Source organism: Streptomyces achromogenes subsp. achromogenes (assembly GCF_000720835.1).
Taxonomy (GTDB): Bacteria; Actinomycetota; Actinomycetes; order Streptomycetales; family Streptomycetaceae; genus Streptomyces; species Streptomyces achromogenes.
In genome coordinates this window covers 245,398-259,951 of the sequence record NZ_JODT01000002.1, presented here as the reverse complement: position 1 = coordinate 259,951, position 14,554 = coordinate 245,398, and the positions used below count along the sequence as shown (strand labels likewise).

The window sequence follows — 14,554 nt, the reverse complement described above, 5'->3', positions numbered from 1 at the left end:
GCCCCCTGCGTCAGGTGTCCCGGTGCCGCCTCAGCACCGCGAGACCCACCGCGTACGGCACGAGCACCGCGGTGAGCGGGAGGTAGTAGACGGGCGGCAGGGCGGTCAGGCCGAGTACCGGGCCGAGCGGTGAGGGGGGCACGGCCAGCCCGATGACGGCCAGGGCGAGCGCCGCCCAGGACACCGGTCCGGGACGACGGCCCCGGCCGCCGCCCCGGTCACCCCGGAGCAGGAACATGACCAGCGCCTGGGTGAGCAGGTTCTCGGTGAACCAGCCGGAGTGGAAGAGCGTCTCGTCGTCCCCGCTCCCCGGACCGTTCGGGACGAGCGCGAGCACGCCGAAGGTGGCGAGGTCGGCGACGGCGTTGAGCAGCCCGAAGCCGGTGAGGAACCGCAGGAGGGCCCGCGGGCGCAGCACGGCCGGCCGGCGCGGCACCGACGGATGCGGCCGGTCGTGGGCGAAGGCGAGCTGGGCCGCGTCGAAGCACAAGTTCTGGGCCAGCACCTGCGCGGGCAGCATCGGCAGGAACGGCAGCAGCAGACCGGCGAAGAGCATCGCCACCACGTTGCCGAGGTTGGAGGACAGCGTGACGCGCAGATACGTGGCGATGTTGCCGCCCGCGTGCCGGCCGGCGGCGATGGCGTGGGCGATCGCGGTCAGGTCTTTCCCGGCGAGCACCACATCGGCACCCTCCCGGGCCACGTCGGCGGCGTCACGCGGCGCGAGGCCGACATCGGCGGCGCGCAGGGCGGGCAGGTCGTTGACGCCGTCCCCGAGGAAGCCCACCGTGTGCCCGCCCGCGCGCAGCGCCTGGATGATCCGTGCCTTGTGCTCCGGGGTGCAGCGGGCGAAGACGGTCGTACGGCGGACCAGGCCGGACAGTTCGGCGTCGGTGAGGGCGTCGACGCGGCCGGCGGTGAGCACACCGTCCGCCGGCACGGGGACACCGAGGTCGCGGCAGGCGCGCAGGGCGGTGCCCGGGTGGTCGCCGGTGAGGACCTTGACGGTCACACCCCCGTCCATCAGGTCCCGCAGCGCGTCGGCGGCGGTGGGCGCGAGGGCGTCCCGCAGGGTGACCAGGCCGCGGAAGACGAGCCCGTGTTCGTCGGCCGCGGTGTACCCCCGGGCGCGGGCCGGGCGTTCGGCGGTGGCGACGGCCAGGACCCGCAGCCCCTCGTCGGCCGCGCGGGCGGCGAGGGCCCGGCACCGCTCGCGCTCCGCCTCGTCCAGGGCACAGCGATCCAGGACGCAGTGGACGTCCCCCTTGACGACGAGGGTGTGCGTGCCGAGCCGGCCCGGGGTGCGGAGCACGGCGGTGGCGAGGCGGCGGACCGGGTCGAAGGGAACGGCGGCCACGGCGTCGTAGGCCGTCGCCCCGTCCGTGTCCGCGTCCAGGAGCGCCTCGTCCAGGGCGTCGGGCCGGGGCAGGTCGGCGAGCTGGAGCGTCCACCACGCATTGGCGGCGGCCCAGCGCAGCACCTCGGGATCGTCCCGGCCGTCCGCGCCGAGCGACCGGTCGACGACCGGCCGGTCCCGGGTGAGGGTGCCGGTCTTGTCCAGGCACAGCACGTCCATCGCACCGATGTCGTGCAGGGCGGGCAGCCGTTTGACGATCACGCCCCGGGTGCGAGCCAGCAGCGACGCACCGCGGGCCAGACAGACGGTGACCAGGACCGGCAGCATCTCGGGCGTCAGCCCCACCGCCACCGCGACGGCGAACGGCAGCGTCTCCAGGCCCCGCCCGCGCAGCGCCGCGTTGGCCATGAGCACCAGCGGCGGGGTGAGCAGCATGAACCGGATCACAATCCACGAGATCCCGTGCACGGACCGGTCGAAGGCACTGGCCTCCCGCCGGCCGGCCGGGCCGCCCTGGGCAGCGGCGAACCGGGTGCGCGCCCCGGTCGCGGTGACGACCGCGGTGGCGCTGCCGGTGGCGACACTGCTGCCCAGGAAGCAGTACCGGGGCTTTCCGAACACCCCGTTCCCGGTCCCGTCCGAAAGATCGCCGGCATCTTTGGCGACGGCGGCCGACTCGCCGGTCAGCGCCGACTGGTGCACCGTCAGCCCACTGGCCCGCAGCAGGCGTACGTCCGCCGGCACCAGGTCGCCCGGCCCCAGACGCACCACGTCCCCGGGCACCAGCTCGTCCAGCGGAACCTCCCGGCTCACCGGCTCCGCGTCCTCGCGCGGGCGGCGCAGCACGGTGGCGGTGGTGGCGACCAGCTCACGCAGCCGGGCCGTGGACCGGTCCGCCCGGTGCTCCCCGGTCGCCCGCAGGACGCAGCTCACCGCGACCAGGAGGAGGATCACCGAGGCCGTGCCCCAGGCGGAAACGGCCGCCGACACCAGTCCCAGGCACGCCAGCACCGCGGTGAACGGATCCCGCAGGCTGCGCACGCACAGCCGCGCCCAGGACACCTCCCGCCGGGCCGGGAGCACGTTGTCACCGAACCGGGCCAGCCGCCGTCCGGCCTCCGCCTCCGTCAGGCCGCGCGGACCGGTCTCCAGCGCGCGCAGCACCTCCAGCACGCCGCGCCCCGGACGCTCCCCGGAACCGGACCCGTCGGCTCCTCGGCCCAAGTCCGTCCGCGCGGTGGCGCCGGGGGCCGGATCCGCCGCGTCCCGCCCGGAGGCCGCGGCGGCCTCAGGCACCGGTTCCGCGCAGCCGGTGGGTGAGGCCGGAGCCGGACCGGGAGGGCCCGGTCAGATGCGTGACCATCACCCGTACGAGTGTGACCACGTCGGGATCGTCGATGTAATAGACCTGCCGCCGGCCTTCCCGGCGCGAGCCGACGAGTCCGGCCAGCTTCAGCTTGGTCAGGTGCTGGCTGACGGCGGGCAGGGCACCGCCCACCCGGTCGGCGAGGTGGGTCACATCGCTCTCGCCCTGGGACAGGGCCCACATCAGATGCAGCCGGGCGGTCGAGGCGAGCAGCCCGAACGCGGCGGCCGCGGCCGCGAGCACCTCGGCGGGCGGATCCTCCAGGCCACCGGCGCGGTCCGTCACAGTTCCCCTGTCCTCTCCGCTTCCGCCCCGCGGGCGACCGCCGCCCCGGGGCCCGCCCATCGTAAGCGCCCCGTCACCGGCCATCGCCGCCGCCGGGTCCCCGGTCATCGTGCGCGCCGCCAGGCTCCCGCTCCTCGCGTACTCACCGGCCTCCGGTGGACCGAGCGGCGCCGGCCTCCGCTCATCGCGCGGCGCCGGAGCGTACGGGGGCCGTACCGGAAGCTCTCCCGGGCACTGAGCCCCGTACCGGAGGTTCTCCCCGCCCGGCGTCCCGCACCAGGGGTCTCCCGCCCGGCGGCTGTACGAAGGTCTCGCGCGCCCCGGCCCGTCACCGTCCCGCGTGGTCCCGGAGCCGTTCCAGGTGTGCCTCTTCGAGACGGCCGAGGAGGAAGGGCACCACCCCGCGCTCCAGCAGGGCCAGTTCCCAGGCCTGCCGGGCCCGGGCCACGGTGTCCGCGGAACCCGCCGCCGCACCGGAACCGCCCGAGCGGTCGCCTGCCACCGGCCCGGACCGCCGGACCAGGTGACCGATCGCCGCGGCGGCGGCCGGCGCGCCCAGCAGCAGGCCGGCCGTGAGCACACCGTTCCCGGCGCGGGGCAGGACACCGCAGGACCACATCCCGTACCCGGAGAGCAGCAGCACCAGCCCCACCGACACCGAGACGCACAGCGCGCACGGCGAGGACGCCGGCCCGGCGGCACGGGCCCGCGGCCCAGGGTCGCGGGACGGCGGCGCGGGGGAGCGGAGCGTCCGTCGGCCGTTCCGCTGACCGGAACGCGCGGTCACGGCCGCCAGGTACTCGCGGTACTCGAGGTCGGCGAACGCGGCGATGGCGTGTATCGCCCCGAGTGCCCTCGTGCGCAGCTCCGCGCGGTCGGCGAGGCTTCCGCACCGCTCCATCGCCTCCACGACCTGCCCGAGGCTTATGGCCTGGTCGAGTACGCGCTCGAACACACCGCGGAGTTCAAGCCCGAGCGGGGCACTGTCCGTCATACATCCCCCAGATCCGGAAAGTTCGCCGACGGCAGGACCGCCACCCCTCACAGCGTGGCGAGGGGTGGCGTCGCTCATAGTCGCAAACTTGCGCAACCGACAGAACGGGGCGTGCGGCCGGTCGAGGGGGCGTGAAGAAGGGAAAGGGGGAAGGGGAGACCGTGGCTCGGCCTCCCCTTCCCCCTTTCGGGGTACTCGACTTCCCGTCAGGACACTCAGCTCAGGCGCAGGGCCTCGCGGAGGGTGGTGAACAGGTCGGTCTGGTTGGTGACGCCGAGCACACGGTAGGCCAGCGGGCCCTGTGCGGCGATGCGCACCTCGGTGCCGGTGTGCTCCTGGGACTGGCCCGGGGTGTTGGTCGAGTAGTTGACCTTCAGCTGCTGGCCCTCGTTGGTCACCAGGGTGGCGGACAGGCCGGGCGGGGTGGCCTCCAGCGGGACGATCTGGCTGGTGTGGCCGTGGTCGGCGGTGGTGACGACCAGGGTGTCCGGGTGCTTGGCCGCGTAGGCGCGGGCGACCTTCACCGCGCGGTCGAAGGCGGCCGTCTCGCCGATCTGGCCGCAGGGGTCGGCGGCGTGGTCCTGCTTGTCGATGGAGGCGCCCTCGATCTGCAGGAAGAAGCCCTTCTTGGAGTGGTTCTGCCGCTGCTTGGCCTCCAGCAGCTGGATCGCCTTGGTGGCGGAGTCCGCCAGGCTCGGCGTGCTGGACGGCCGGTTCGGGTTGGAGGTGACGCAGCGCTGGGGGTCGGTGCCGCCGACGGCGGCCGGCTTGCCGGTCCACTCGACCGGCACGTTCCCCGAGGCGAACAGCCCGAGAACGGGCTTGCCCGGCTTCGCGGACTTCATCGAGGCGTTGTCGGTGACGACCTGATAGCCGAGCTTCCTCGCCTGCTCGGTGACGGTCAGACCCTTGTACCTGCCGTCGGTGACCTTCTGCTCGAAGCGCTGCTTGCCGCCGCCGAAGAGGACGTCCACCTTGTGGTTGACGGACTGCTCCGCGATCGAGCCCGGGCCGCCCGCCGGAATCGTGTCGGCGGGGCACTTGGCCATGTCGGCCGGGCCCTGGCAGGAGCGGTCGGTGACATGGGAGGCGAGCACGGCCGGGGTGGCGTCGGTCAGCTCCGCCGTGGTGACGCTGCCGGTGGCGTAACCGTTCTTCTGCGCCAGCTCCAGGATCGTGCGGACGGCCTTGTCGGAGCCCGGCGTCTTGGAGATGCGGCCGTTGACCGTCTTCACGCCGGTCGCCCAGCCGCTGCCGCTCGCGGCGGAGTCGGTGACGTAGTCCGGCGTGCCGTCCTTGTGCACGGCGTACGTGGTGTACTCGCCGGTCAGCGGGAACCTGTCCATGTTCAGACGGCCGTTGGCGCCGACGGTGTAGTCGCGGGCGAGCGTGATCTCCGAGTCCCCCATGCCGTCACCGATCAGCAGGATGACGTTCTTCGCCTTGCCGCCCTTGATGGCGTCCTCGGCCTGCTGCTTGGTGTCGGTCGCGCCGGCGCCGGTGGTGAAGGCGATGGCGGCGGTGGTGGACGCCAGCAGCGCGGTGGCGAGGGTGAGGTGACGGCGGGACGGTCTGTGCATGAAAGCGACTCCTTGGGGCATCCCGTCCGGGATGGACGGGCGTCAACGGGCGTCAGCCCATCACCCGTTGATGAATCGCTCGGAAACCCCTGGTGGGGCGTGGGTTTCGAACACGTGGCCCACGGACGATTCCCGGTGCGCGGCCTCCGGAGGGCCGCCGGTGGCGCAGCCCGCGTCGGGGGAGTGCTGCGGCTTAGGGCCGGGTGATGGCCTGCTCCAGCAGGCCCTGGAGGGTGCGTTGCTGCTGCGGGCTGAGGCCGGCCAGCGGTGACTCCTGGGCGAGGAGCCCGAGGAGCCGCTCGCGCAACGCCGTGCCCTCGGCGGTGAGCAGCAGCTGTTTGGCGCGGCGGTCGGTGGGGTGCGGGCACCGCTCGACCAGGCCCTGCTTCTCCAGCTTGTCGACGACGAACGTGGCGTTGGAGGGCTCGCAGCTCATGCGCTCGGCGAGCTCGCGCATGGTCATCGGGCCGGTCATCTCCCGCAGTGCGGTCGCCTGGGCGGCGGTGAGGCCCAGCGCGGCGGCCCTCTCCCGCACGTGCTCGGCGATCTGCTGCGCCAGCCCGTTCACCAGACCGCACAGCTCTCGTTCGGCGCTGGTCTGCGGCTCCGGGGGCGTCGTCATGGGGCCCATCCTAGCAAGTCCATCAAGCTCGGATATTTAGAGCTTGAATGTTTCTAGCTTGATGCTTATGGTGGTGGTGGAACGAGGAAGAGGGGGACGAGCACATGGTGGCCAATTCCGCACTCGCCCAGGACGACCGGCTGCGCCGGCCCGCGGGAATCCGCTCGGTACGGCTGGGCGACACGAAGGTGTCCTTCGTCCCGGACGGAGCCGTGCAGGGCAGGCCGCGCGCCTGGCTGCCGGACACCACCGACGACACCTGGGCGGCGCATCCGGAGTACCTGGACGCCTCCGGGTATCTCGTGGCGAGCATCGGCGGCCTGCTGGTGGAGCACGGCGAACGGGCGCTGCTGATCGACGCGGGGTTCGGCCCCCGGTCCCTGCCGGCCGACCCGGGCACCCCGAACGGCACGCTGTACGGCGGCGCGCTGCTGGACAGCCTGGCCGAGCTGGGCCGTCGGCCCGAGGACATCGAGGCCGTGGCCTTCACCCACCTGCACCCGGACCACATCGGCTGGGCCGTCCACCCCGCCCCGGGCGCCGGCCGGCTCGCGTTCGCCCACGCCGACCACCTCGTACCGGCACCGGAATGGGCCGCGCGTGACCTGCCGGAGGCGGCCGGCGGCCTCTCCGAGGAGACCGTCGCGGCGCCGGCACCGCGTGTGCGCACGGTGGCCGACGGACAGGAGATCTTCCCCGGCGTGCGGGGCCGGATCACCGCCGGCCACACGGCCGGACACACGGAGTACGTCATCACCGGCGGTGGCAGGCGGCTCATAGCCTTCGGCGACTCCCTGCACTCACCGATCCAGGTGGACCACCCCGAATGGTCCTGTGTCTACGACCACGACCCCGTCGGGGCCGCCGACCACCGCCGGCGTCTCGTCGCGGAGCTGGCGGAGCCCGGCACGATCGGCTTCGGCGTCCACTTCGCCGACGTGGTGTTCGGCCGGGTCCGGCGGGGCGGCGACGGCCCCGCGTGGCAGCCGCTGGACGCCTGAGGCGCCGGTACGGGCGGGGCTGGGGCGCGCGGGCAGGGCCGGGGCGCATGCCCGGGGCGCGGGCGCACGCGCGGGGGTGCGGCTCGTACCACTCCTACGGTGACACCCCCGGGCTCCGTCGACCGGCATCGAAGTCCCGCGCGCCGTCCCGCATTCGGCACCGGGCGCCCGCCACCATGGACCCGGCCGTGCCGCCCGCCCACCGTGGCGCCGGGCTGGTGCCCGTCGCCAGGCGACCCGGTGAGGAGAGCGATGACGACGGATCACGGCCGGGTGGGCCGCCGGGACCTGCTGCGGGCGTCGGCCGCCGGGCTGACGGCGGTCGCGGCACCCGCCCCGGCGACCCGCCCCGCCCCGGCGGTGTCCACCGCCGCCGAGCGGCAAACGCTGCTGTACCGCGAGCTGACCGGTGGATCGGTGACCTCCTCCCGTGACGGGTCCGTGCTGATCGCCGAGGTGCAAGGCGTCCTGTGGCGGGTGCCGCCGCAGGGCGGGGACGCGGTGCGGATCACCGACTGGGATCTGGAGGCGACCCGTCCGGTGCTGTCCCCCGACGGCGGACGCCTGGCGGTGGGCGGCTACCGGGGCGGCGGCTTCCATCTGTGGACGCTGCGCACCGACGGCAGCGGGCTGCGCCAGGTCACCGACGGGCCCTGGGACGACCGGGACCCGGCCTGGTCGCCGGACGGCAGCCGCCTGGTCTTCGCCTCCGAACGCGGCGGCGACGCGGTGACCGGTGCGTCGTTCGGACTGTGGACGACGCACCCGGACGGCGGCGGGGCCGTGCGGCTGACCGGCGGCGCCTACGAGGACATCGACCCGGTCTGGTGGCCGGACGGGCACTCGGTGGTCTGCGTCCGCGCCGCCCACACCCCCGACGGCGGCAACGACGGCGGCCTGGCACTGGTCCGGGTACCCGCCGGGGGCGGCCCCGGGCAGGTGCTCCGCAGGGTGGGGGAGGGCCGGCTGCTGTGCCCGTCCGTGTCCCCCTCGGGCCGGATCGCCTGCCTGCACCTGTCCGGCACCACGGCCTCCCCGTCCCTGCCGGCCGCGCGGGCCACGCTCCTGGTCGACGGACGGGTGGTGACCGAGGGCGAGGACCTGGCGGCGGCACCACCGTGCTGGCTCGGCGACGACCGGCTCCTCTACGTCGCCGACGGCCGGCTCCGCCTCCGCACCCTCGGCGCACCCGGTTCAGTGCGGGACGTCCCGTTCACCGCGCGCATGCCGGTGCCGCGCCCCCGGCGGCGCCCCAGGCCGTTCTCCCCGCAGGCCGCGGGACCGGTGCGCGGCATCCATCTGCCCGCCCTCGCGCCCGACGGCGGCAGCGTGGCCTTCGTCGCGCTGAACGCCCTGTGGGTGCTGCCCATCGGCGGGACGCCCCGCAAGGTGCTCCAGGCCGCCGCCGTCCACCATGTGCAGATGCCCGCCTGGGCGCCGGACGGACGGAGCCTGCTGTACTGCACCGACCGGGACGGGCTGACCGCCGTACGCCGGCTCCACCCGGACAGCGGGCACGACGAGCCGGTCACCGGACCGGGCCGGCTGTACCCGGCGGTGTCCCCGGACGGCACCCGCCTCGCCTGCCAGGACACCCGGGGCAACCTGCTGCTGCGCGACCTGGCCACCGGCGCGGAGCGGGTGCTCGCCCGGCCGCTGGCCACCGACGGCCCGCCCGGCGCCCCGACCTGGTCACCGGACGGCCGGTACGTGGCCTTCTGCGACCGCAACCGGCTCAACCACCGCTTCCGCGAGGGCTACCACCTCATCCGGGTCCTCGACACCCGCACCGGCACCGAGAAGCGCCATCTGCCCGCCGCGCACCAGTCCCTGTCCGACCGCGCCGCCGCCGGCCCCGTGTGGTCGCCCGACGGCCGCTCGATGGCGCTGGTCGCCGAGTCGGCGCTCTGGCTGCTGCCCGTCACCCCTGACGGCACCCCGACCGGCCCCGCCCGCCGGCTCACCGGGGAACCGGCCGACCACCCCACCTGGGCACGCGAGACGAACACCCTGCTCTACCTGTCCTCGGGCCGGCTGCGGCTCCTCGACCCGGTCCGGTCCGGGCCCCGTACGCTGCCCGTGCCGCTCACCCACCGCCCGGTGCGCGGCCGGGAGCGACTGCGCGTCCACGCCGGGCAGTTGTGGGACGGCACCGGCACCGCCCCGCGCCGGGACGTCGACATCCTCACCGACGGCCGCCGGATCACCGCCGTCGAACCCCACCGCCCGCGCCGCCCCGGGCACCGCACCGTCGACGCCTCACGGCACACCGTCCTGCCCGGGCTGTTCGACAGCCACACCCACCCCTACAGCGCCACCTACGGCGCCCGGCACGGCCTCACCGCACTCGCCTACGGCATCACCACCATGGCCTGCATGGGCGCGTCCCTGTACGAGGCGGTCCGGCTGCGCGAGTCCCTCGCCTCCGGGCACAGCACCGGCCCGCGCCTGCTGGCCTGCGCCGAACTCCTCGACGGTGCCCGCACCGCGTACGCCATGGGCCGCGCCCACCGCACCGCCGCCGGTGTGCGGCGCACCCTGGAGCGGGCCACCGCCCTGCGAGTCGACTTCGTCAAGACCTACGTCCGCGCCTCCGGGCAGGTCATGGCGCAGGCGGCCGACGCCGCCCACCGGCTCGGGGTGCCCAGCGGCAGCCACCTGTGCGCACCGGGCCGGGCGGCCGGACAGGACCTCACCACCCATCTGCAGGCCACCCAGCGCCTGCCCCACGGCCACGCCACCACCCCCACCGGCCACATCCACCAGGACCTCGTCCAGCAGTACGCCGACGGCCGCTTCGCCCTGATCGCGACCCCGTTCACCGCACAGGCCCTGCTGGGTGCCGACCCGGCCCTGGCCGAAGACCCCCGGGTGCTCACCCTCATGCCGCCCTGGGACGTCACCGCCGTCCGCGAACGCGCCCGCACCCCGCCCACCGACGGGCAACGACGGGCCCTCGCCACCGAGATGGCCGCCTACCGCCGCCTCGCCGCCGAGGGCGCCCTGCTCGCGGTGGGCACGGACGCACCGCTGGTCCCGGCCGGCCTCTCGCTCCACCTGGCCCTGCGCGCCCTGCACGCCCACGGCTTCGGCCCGGCCCAGGCACTCCGGTGCGCCACCGCCGCCCCCGCGCGGCTGTTCGGCGTCGAGAACGATCTGGGCACCGTCGAGCCGGGAAAGATCGCGGACCTGACCGTCGTCGACGGCGATCCCTTCACCGACTTCGGCAGCCTCCCGCGCACCCCGCTGGTCCTCCGGGACGGCGTCGCCCACTACCAGAGCGACCTCCTGGGCGCTGTCCGGGCCGCCGTCACGACGCCCGCTTGAGGACCACCGTCCGCATGCCACCCGGCCCGCCGCGCTCGTGCACCACCCGCAGCCCGGCGCCGCGGAACCGCTCCAGCACCCAGGCGTGGGAGAGCCGCAGCTCGCGGTAGCTGTGGGCGTTCAAGGACCAGTCGCCGCTCGCGGGGTCCCGGGTGTGGACCAGGTCGTGCACCACCACCGTGTAGGCGTCGAAGTCGTCCGGGTACTCCAGGAAACAGGTCATGATCCGGTCCTCGATGGAGCGGACCGGGAGGAAGCGGTCCGTGCCGGTGAGCGGGACCGTCAGATCGCGGTAGGCGAACACGGCCGTTCCCTCGGGCGCCAGCGCGGCGGCGACATCGGCGCACAGCGCGGCCACGGCCCCCCGGGTCGGCAGATGGGTCAGGGTGTCGCCCAGGCACACCACGGCCCCCACCGAGTCCGGGCGGATCAGCTCCGGCAGGGCGGTGCGCACATCCGCCCGCACCGGGCGCACCTCCGGGGTGCCGGTGGCGTGCGCGGCCAGTTCGTCCAGCAGCGGTTCGCTCAGGTCGACGGCGAACACCGGATCGAAGCCGAGACCGGCCAGGGCGAGACTGGTGTGCCCCGGTCCGCAGCCCAGGTCCACGGCCGTCGACCCGGCCGGGCCGGGCACGACGCCCCACTCCAGCGGATGGGCGCGCTGGGCAGCGGCCAGCGCGCGGAGGGGTGGCCATGGACTCCATTGATTCGGCGGTCCTCGGCCATCTCCAGCGCGATGCACGGCTCACCAACCGGGAGCTGGCCCGCAAGGTCGGCATCGCCCCGTCCACCTGCCTGGAGCGGGTCCGGTCGCTGCGGGCCCGCGGGTGATCACCGGCTACCACGCGGCCGTCAGCCACGCCTGCTGGGCCGTACGCTCCAGGCCCTGGTCTTCGCCCGGCTGCGCCCGCTGAGCCGGGACGTGATCTCCGGCTTCGAGGCGTACCTCGCCGAACTGCCCGAGGCGGTCTCGGTGTTCGTCGTCTCCGGCGACGACGACTTCGTGGTGCACGTGGCGGTGCCGGACATCGAGCGGCTGCACGCCTTCCTCATGGACCGCTTCAGCGCCCGCCGGGAAGTGGTGAGCTTCCCGCAGCTCCGTGATCTACCAGCAGACGAGCAGCCGCGTACTGAGCCCCCTGGACGGCACGGAACACGGTGAGGGGGAGTGACGGACGCGGCCGACGACAGGTCGGGCCCCGGCGGTCTCCGGTGTCATCCGCCGGCCCTGCGGCCGCGTCAGTCCTCGGTGCCCAGTGTCCGGGCCGCGAACTCCGCCAGCCGAGACCGCATGTCCTCGCGGGACAGGCCGGCCCCGTCGGCCAGGTGGGCGACGAGGTCGGCCCGGGTGGCGGCGAGCAGGGCGTGGGCGGTGAAATCGGCGTCGGCCCCGCCCGGCACCTGCTCCAGCAGTTCCTTCAGCAGCGCGTGCCAGCGCTCGTAGTGGTCCGTGCGGTACGGGCTGGCGTCGCCGGTCTGTTCCAGGGCCACCGCGAGGTGACGGTTGTCGAGTTTGAAGCACAACACGGCGTCGAGCAGGGCGAGTACCCGCCGGCGCGGCGGGCTCCCGGGTCCGAGTGGCGGCGGGCCCTCCTCCACGCGGGCGCGGACCGGTTCGAGCCGTGCCTCGTACAGCGCCCGGATCAGCCCGGTGCGATCGCCGAAGGCGCGGAAGAGCGTCCCCTTGCCGACGCCGGCCGCCGCCGCGATGTCGGCCATGGTGACGTCGTCCGGGTGGGCGCACCGGGCGAACAGCGGGTCGGCGGCGGCGAGGACGGCCGCGCGGTTACGGGCGGCGTCCTTGCGTGGTCTGCGGTCGGCCATGGGCCCCTCCTGGTTGCAATCCGGACCGGCGGTCCGTATCTTCGATGAAGCGGACCGTCGGTCCGTATCGTACTGGAACGGAGACAGCCATGCCCGTGACCACCCGTGCCGCCACCTCCCCGGCCGACCTGTACCGCCACAGCCTGCGGCTCCTCCTGGACAAGGACATCCCCGGCTGGATCGGGCTGTGGGCCGAGGACGGCGTGATGGAATTCCCCTTCGCCCCGCCGGGCCGGCCCGGCCGCCTGACGGGCCGGGAGGCCATCGCGGCCTACATGCGCCACTACCCCGACCACATCGACCTGCACGACTTCCCCGATGTGCGGATCCACCAGACCACCGAGCCGGACACCATCGTGGTCGAGATGCGCGCGGTGGGGCGGATCGTGGGGAGCGGCGATCCGTACGACATGACCTACATCGCTGTCGTCTCCGTCCGGGACGGCCGGTTCACCTCCTACCGGGACTACTGGAACCCCCTTGCCCTCCAGGCGCCCGGTCTCGACTTCCACCGGAGTGACGCCCGATGACGACCTCCGGCACCATCCTGGTCATCGGCGCCACCGGCACCACCGGCGGCCGGACCGCCGCGCAGCTGACCGCTGCCGGACACCGCGTGCGGGCCGCGAGCCGCCGGGCCACCCCGGTCCCGGGCGCGCAGCCGGTCCGATTCGACTGGTACGACCCCGGCACCTTCGGCGGAGCCCTCGACGGAACCGACCGCGTCTACCTCGTCCCGCCCCTGGGTGACCCGGACCCGGCCGCGGTCATGCTGACCTTCCTCCGGCAGGCCCGGGCCGCAGGAGTGCGCCGCGCCGTGCTGCTCGGCTCCTCGGCCATCCCCGCGGACGGGCCGGGCGTGGGGGCCGTACACCGGGCCCTGCCCGAGCTGTTCGACCAGTGGGCCGTACTGCGCCCCTCCTGGTTCATGCAGAACTTCACCGGCACCCACATGCACGCCCGGAGCATTCGTGAGCACGGCGTGATCCTCACCGCCGCCGGGAGCGGCCGGGTCGGGTTCGTCGACGCCGACGACATCGCCGCCGTCGCCGTCCATGCCCTGACCGACGATCGCGCGCCCGGCACCGACCTCGTCCTCACCGGTCCGCAGGCGCTCGGCTACGACGACATCGCCGCCATCGTCACCGAGGTCACCGGCCGGCCCGTGACCCACCAGCCGCTGACGTACGAGCGGATGCGGGACCGGCTGGCCGGACAACTCCCCCTGGAATTCGCCGAGATGCTGGCCGGCATGGACCGCGCCATCGCCGAGGGCGCCGAGGACCGCACCACCGACACCGTGCAGCGCCTCACCGGCCGCCCGCCGCACAGCTTCCGGGAGGTCGCGGAACGCGAGCTGACCCGGGGAGGATGAGCGGGGTCCGCGCGCGAAAGGGCCCAACGGCCCTGTTCCCCGGTCCCGGAAGGGACCAGGATCGGCGGGGAGAACCGAGTATGTGACAGGGAGTTACCATGGCGGAGCGCGCGCAGACCGGACCCGGCAACCCGATCCGGGTCTTCCTGCTCGACGACCACGAGGTGGTCCGGCGCGGGGTGCGCGACCTGCTGGACGACGAACCGGACATCACGGTGGCCGGCGAGGCGTCCACCGTCGCACAGGCCCTGGCGCGCGTCCCCGCACTGCGCCCCGACGTGGCCGTCCTCGATGTCCGGCTGCCGGACGGCGACGGGGTGACCGTCTGCCGGGAACTGCGCTCGCACCTGCCGGAGCTGGCCTGCCTGATGCTGACCTCGTTCGATGACGAGGAGGCGCTGTTGGACTCGATCATGGCGGGCGCGTCCGGGTACGTCCTCAAGCAGATCCGGGGTTCGGAACTGGTCTCCGCCGTGCGCACGGTGGCCGGCGGGCAGTCGCTGCTGGACCCCAGCGCCACCACCCGGCTCCTGAGCAGACTGCGGGACGGGCGGGAGGACGAGGCCGAGCCGGACGCCCTGCCCGGACTGACCGAGCGGGAGCGGGAGATCCTGGCCCTCATCGGGGAGGGGCTCACCAACCGGCAGATCGGCCGGCGGCTGTTCCTGGCCGAGAAGACGGTGAAGAACCACATCTCGCGCCTGCTCGCCAAGCTCGGGGTCGAACGCCGTGTCCAGGCGGCCGTCATCGCCACCCAGGTCCGGAACCGCCCGCGCGCGGACGGCCACCGGTTCTGAGCGGACGACCCCGGCCCCGCGCGGTG

Annotated in this window: 12 protein-coding genes and 1 pseudogene; 6 read left to right on the top strand and 7 right to left on the bottom strand. The window is 74.4% G+C overall.

Annotated elements, in window-relative coordinates:
• Positions 1-10 precede the first annotated feature (10 nt).
• The 5 genes from mgtA to IH25_RS0103005 all read right to left on the bottom strand — a co-directional run bounded on the left by mgtA (position 11) and on the right by IH25_RS0103005 (position 6,204).
• Positions 11-2,653 carry a magnesium-translocating P-type ATPase gene (mgtA, locus tag IH25_RS0103025; protein WP_030602355.1) on the bottom strand — a complete coding sequence of 881 codons (2,643 nt, stop codon included), beginning with the start codon at positions 2,651-2,653 and terminating at the stop codon, positions 11-13.
• A complete protein-coding gene (locus IH25_RS0103020) occupies positions 2,646-3,008 on the bottom strand; it encodes an ArsR/SmtB family transcription factor (RefSeq protein ID WP_030602352.1) in 363 nt (120 codons plus the stop codon). The genes mgtA and IH25_RS0103020 overlap by 8 nt, the downstream gene beginning before the upstream one ends.
• 328 nt (positions 3,009-3,336) lie before the next feature.
• On the bottom strand, positions 3,337-3,963 hold the full coding sequence (locus IH25_RS0103015; protein ID WP_030602350.1) for a hypothetical protein: 627 nt from the start codon (positions 3,961-3,963) through the stop codon (positions 3,337-3,339).
• 254 nt (positions 3,964-4,217) lie between these two features.
• Entirely contained in the window at positions 4,218-5,582 is a 1,365-nt protein-coding gene (locus IH25_RS0103010; protein WP_030602348.1) for an alkaline phosphatase, read from the bottom strand.
• A 193-nt stretch (positions 5,583-5,775) separates the two neighbouring features.
• Positions 5,776-6,204: a MarR family winged helix-turn-helix transcriptional regulator gene (locus IH25_RS0103005; protein ID WP_030602345.1), complete on the bottom strand. Its 429-nt coding sequence runs from the start codon at positions 6,202-6,204 to the stop codon at positions 5,776-5,778.
• A 104-nt stretch (positions 6,205-6,308) separates the two neighbouring features.
• Here IH25_RS0103005 and IH25_RS0103000 point away from each other — a divergent pair, with 104 nt between their 5' ends.
• Both IH25_RS0103000 and IH25_RS0102995 read left to right on the top strand, forming a co-directional pair.
• The gene (locus IH25_RS0103000; RefSeq protein ID WP_030602342.1) at positions 6,309-7,205 is read left to right on the top strand and encodes an MBL fold metallo-hydrolase; all 897 of its coding nucleotides are present in this window, start codon (positions 6,309-6,311) and stop codon (positions 7,203-7,205) included.
• 252 nt (positions 7,206-7,457) lie between these two features.
• Positions 7,458-10,532, top strand: a complete 3,075-nt coding sequence (locus IH25_RS0102995) for an amidohydrolase family protein (protein WP_030602338.1) — start codon at positions 7,458-7,460, stop codon at positions 10,530-10,532.
• Here IH25_RS0102995 and IH25_RS0102990 read toward each other — a convergent pair.
• Entirely contained in the window at positions 10,516-11,166 is a 651-nt protein-coding gene (locus IH25_RS0102990) for a class I SAM-dependent methyltransferase (RefSeq protein WP_245172675.1), read from the bottom strand. The two genes, IH25_RS0102995 and IH25_RS0102990, sit on opposite strands and share 17 nt — an antisense overlap.
• Before the next feature lie 59 nt (positions 11,167-11,225).
• Between IH25_RS0102990 and IH25_RS37285 the strand changes: the two are divergent.
• Positions 11,226-11,704: pseudogene (locus tag IH25_RS37285) on the top strand (Lrp/AsnC family transcriptional regulator).
• 67 nt (positions 11,705-11,771) lie between these two features.
• On the opposite strand, the gene IH25_RS0102980 reads toward IH25_RS37285, so the two are convergent.
• A complete protein-coding gene (locus IH25_RS0102980; protein WP_030602331.1) occupies positions 11,772-12,356 on the bottom strand; it encodes a TetR/AcrR family transcriptional regulator in 585 nt (194 codons plus the stop codon).
• An 89-nt stretch (positions 12,357-12,445) separates the two neighbouring features.
• Between IH25_RS0102980 and IH25_RS0102975 the strand changes: the two genes are divergently transcribed.
• The 3 genes from IH25_RS0102975 (at position 12,446) to IH25_RS0102965 (ending at position 14,528) form a co-directional block, all read left to right on the top strand.
• Positions 12,446-12,886 carry a nuclear transport factor 2 family protein gene (locus IH25_RS0102975; RefSeq protein ID WP_030602328.1) on the top strand — a complete coding sequence of 147 codons (441 nt, stop codon included), beginning with the start codon at positions 12,446-12,448 and terminating at the stop codon, positions 12,884-12,886.
• Positions 12,883-13,731, top strand: coding sequence for an NAD(P)H-binding protein (locus IH25_RS0102970; protein ID WP_030602325.1), 849 nt, complete (start codon positions 12,883-12,885; stop codon positions 13,729-13,731). Before IH25_RS0102975 ends, IH25_RS0102970 begins: the two co-directional genes overlap by 4 nt.
• Before the next feature lie 98 nt (positions 13,732-13,829).
• The gene (locus IH25_RS0102965) at positions 13,830-14,528 is read left to right on the top strand and encodes a response regulator (protein ID WP_030602322.1); all 699 of its coding nucleotides are present in this window, start codon (positions 13,830-13,832) and stop codon (positions 14,526-14,528) included.
• Positions 14,529-14,554 lie beyond the last annotated feature (26 nt).

What these genes read in the sequence shown, in the direction of transcription:
- IH25_RS0103010 (WP_030602348.1), bottom strand. Translation starts at nt 5,582, where the DNA reads ATGCACAGACCGTCCCGCCGTCACCTCACCCTCGCCACCGCGCTGCTG.
- IH25_RS0103005 (WP_030602345.1), bottom strand. Translation starts at nt 6,204, where the DNA reads ATGACGACGCCCCCGGAGCCGCAGACCAGCGCCGAACGAGAGCTGTGC.
- IH25_RS0103000 (WP_030602342.1), top strand. Translation starts at nt 6,309, where the DNA reads ATGGTGGCCAATTCCGCACTCGCCCAGGACGACCGGCTGCGCCGGCCC.
- IH25_RS0102995 (WP_030602338.1), top strand. Translation starts at nt 7,458, where the DNA reads ATGACGACGGATCACGGCCGGGTGGGCCGCCGGGACCTGCTGCGGGCG.
- IH25_RS0102980 (WP_030602331.1), bottom strand. Translation starts at nt 12,356, where the DNA reads ATGGCCGACCGCAGACCACGCAAGGACGCCGCCCGTAACCGCGCGGCC.
- IH25_RS0102975 (WP_030602328.1), top strand. Translation starts at nt 12,446, where the DNA reads ATGCCCGTGACCACCCGTGCCGCCACCTCCCCGGCCGACCTGTACCGC.
- IH25_RS0102970 (WP_030602325.1), top strand. Translation starts at nt 12,883, where the DNA reads ATGACGACCTCCGGCACCATCCTGGTCATCGGCGCCACCGGCACCACC.
- IH25_RS0102965 (WP_030602322.1), top strand. Translation starts at nt 13,830, where the DNA reads ATGGCGGAGCGCGCGCAGACCGGACCCGGCAACCCGATCCGGGTCTTC.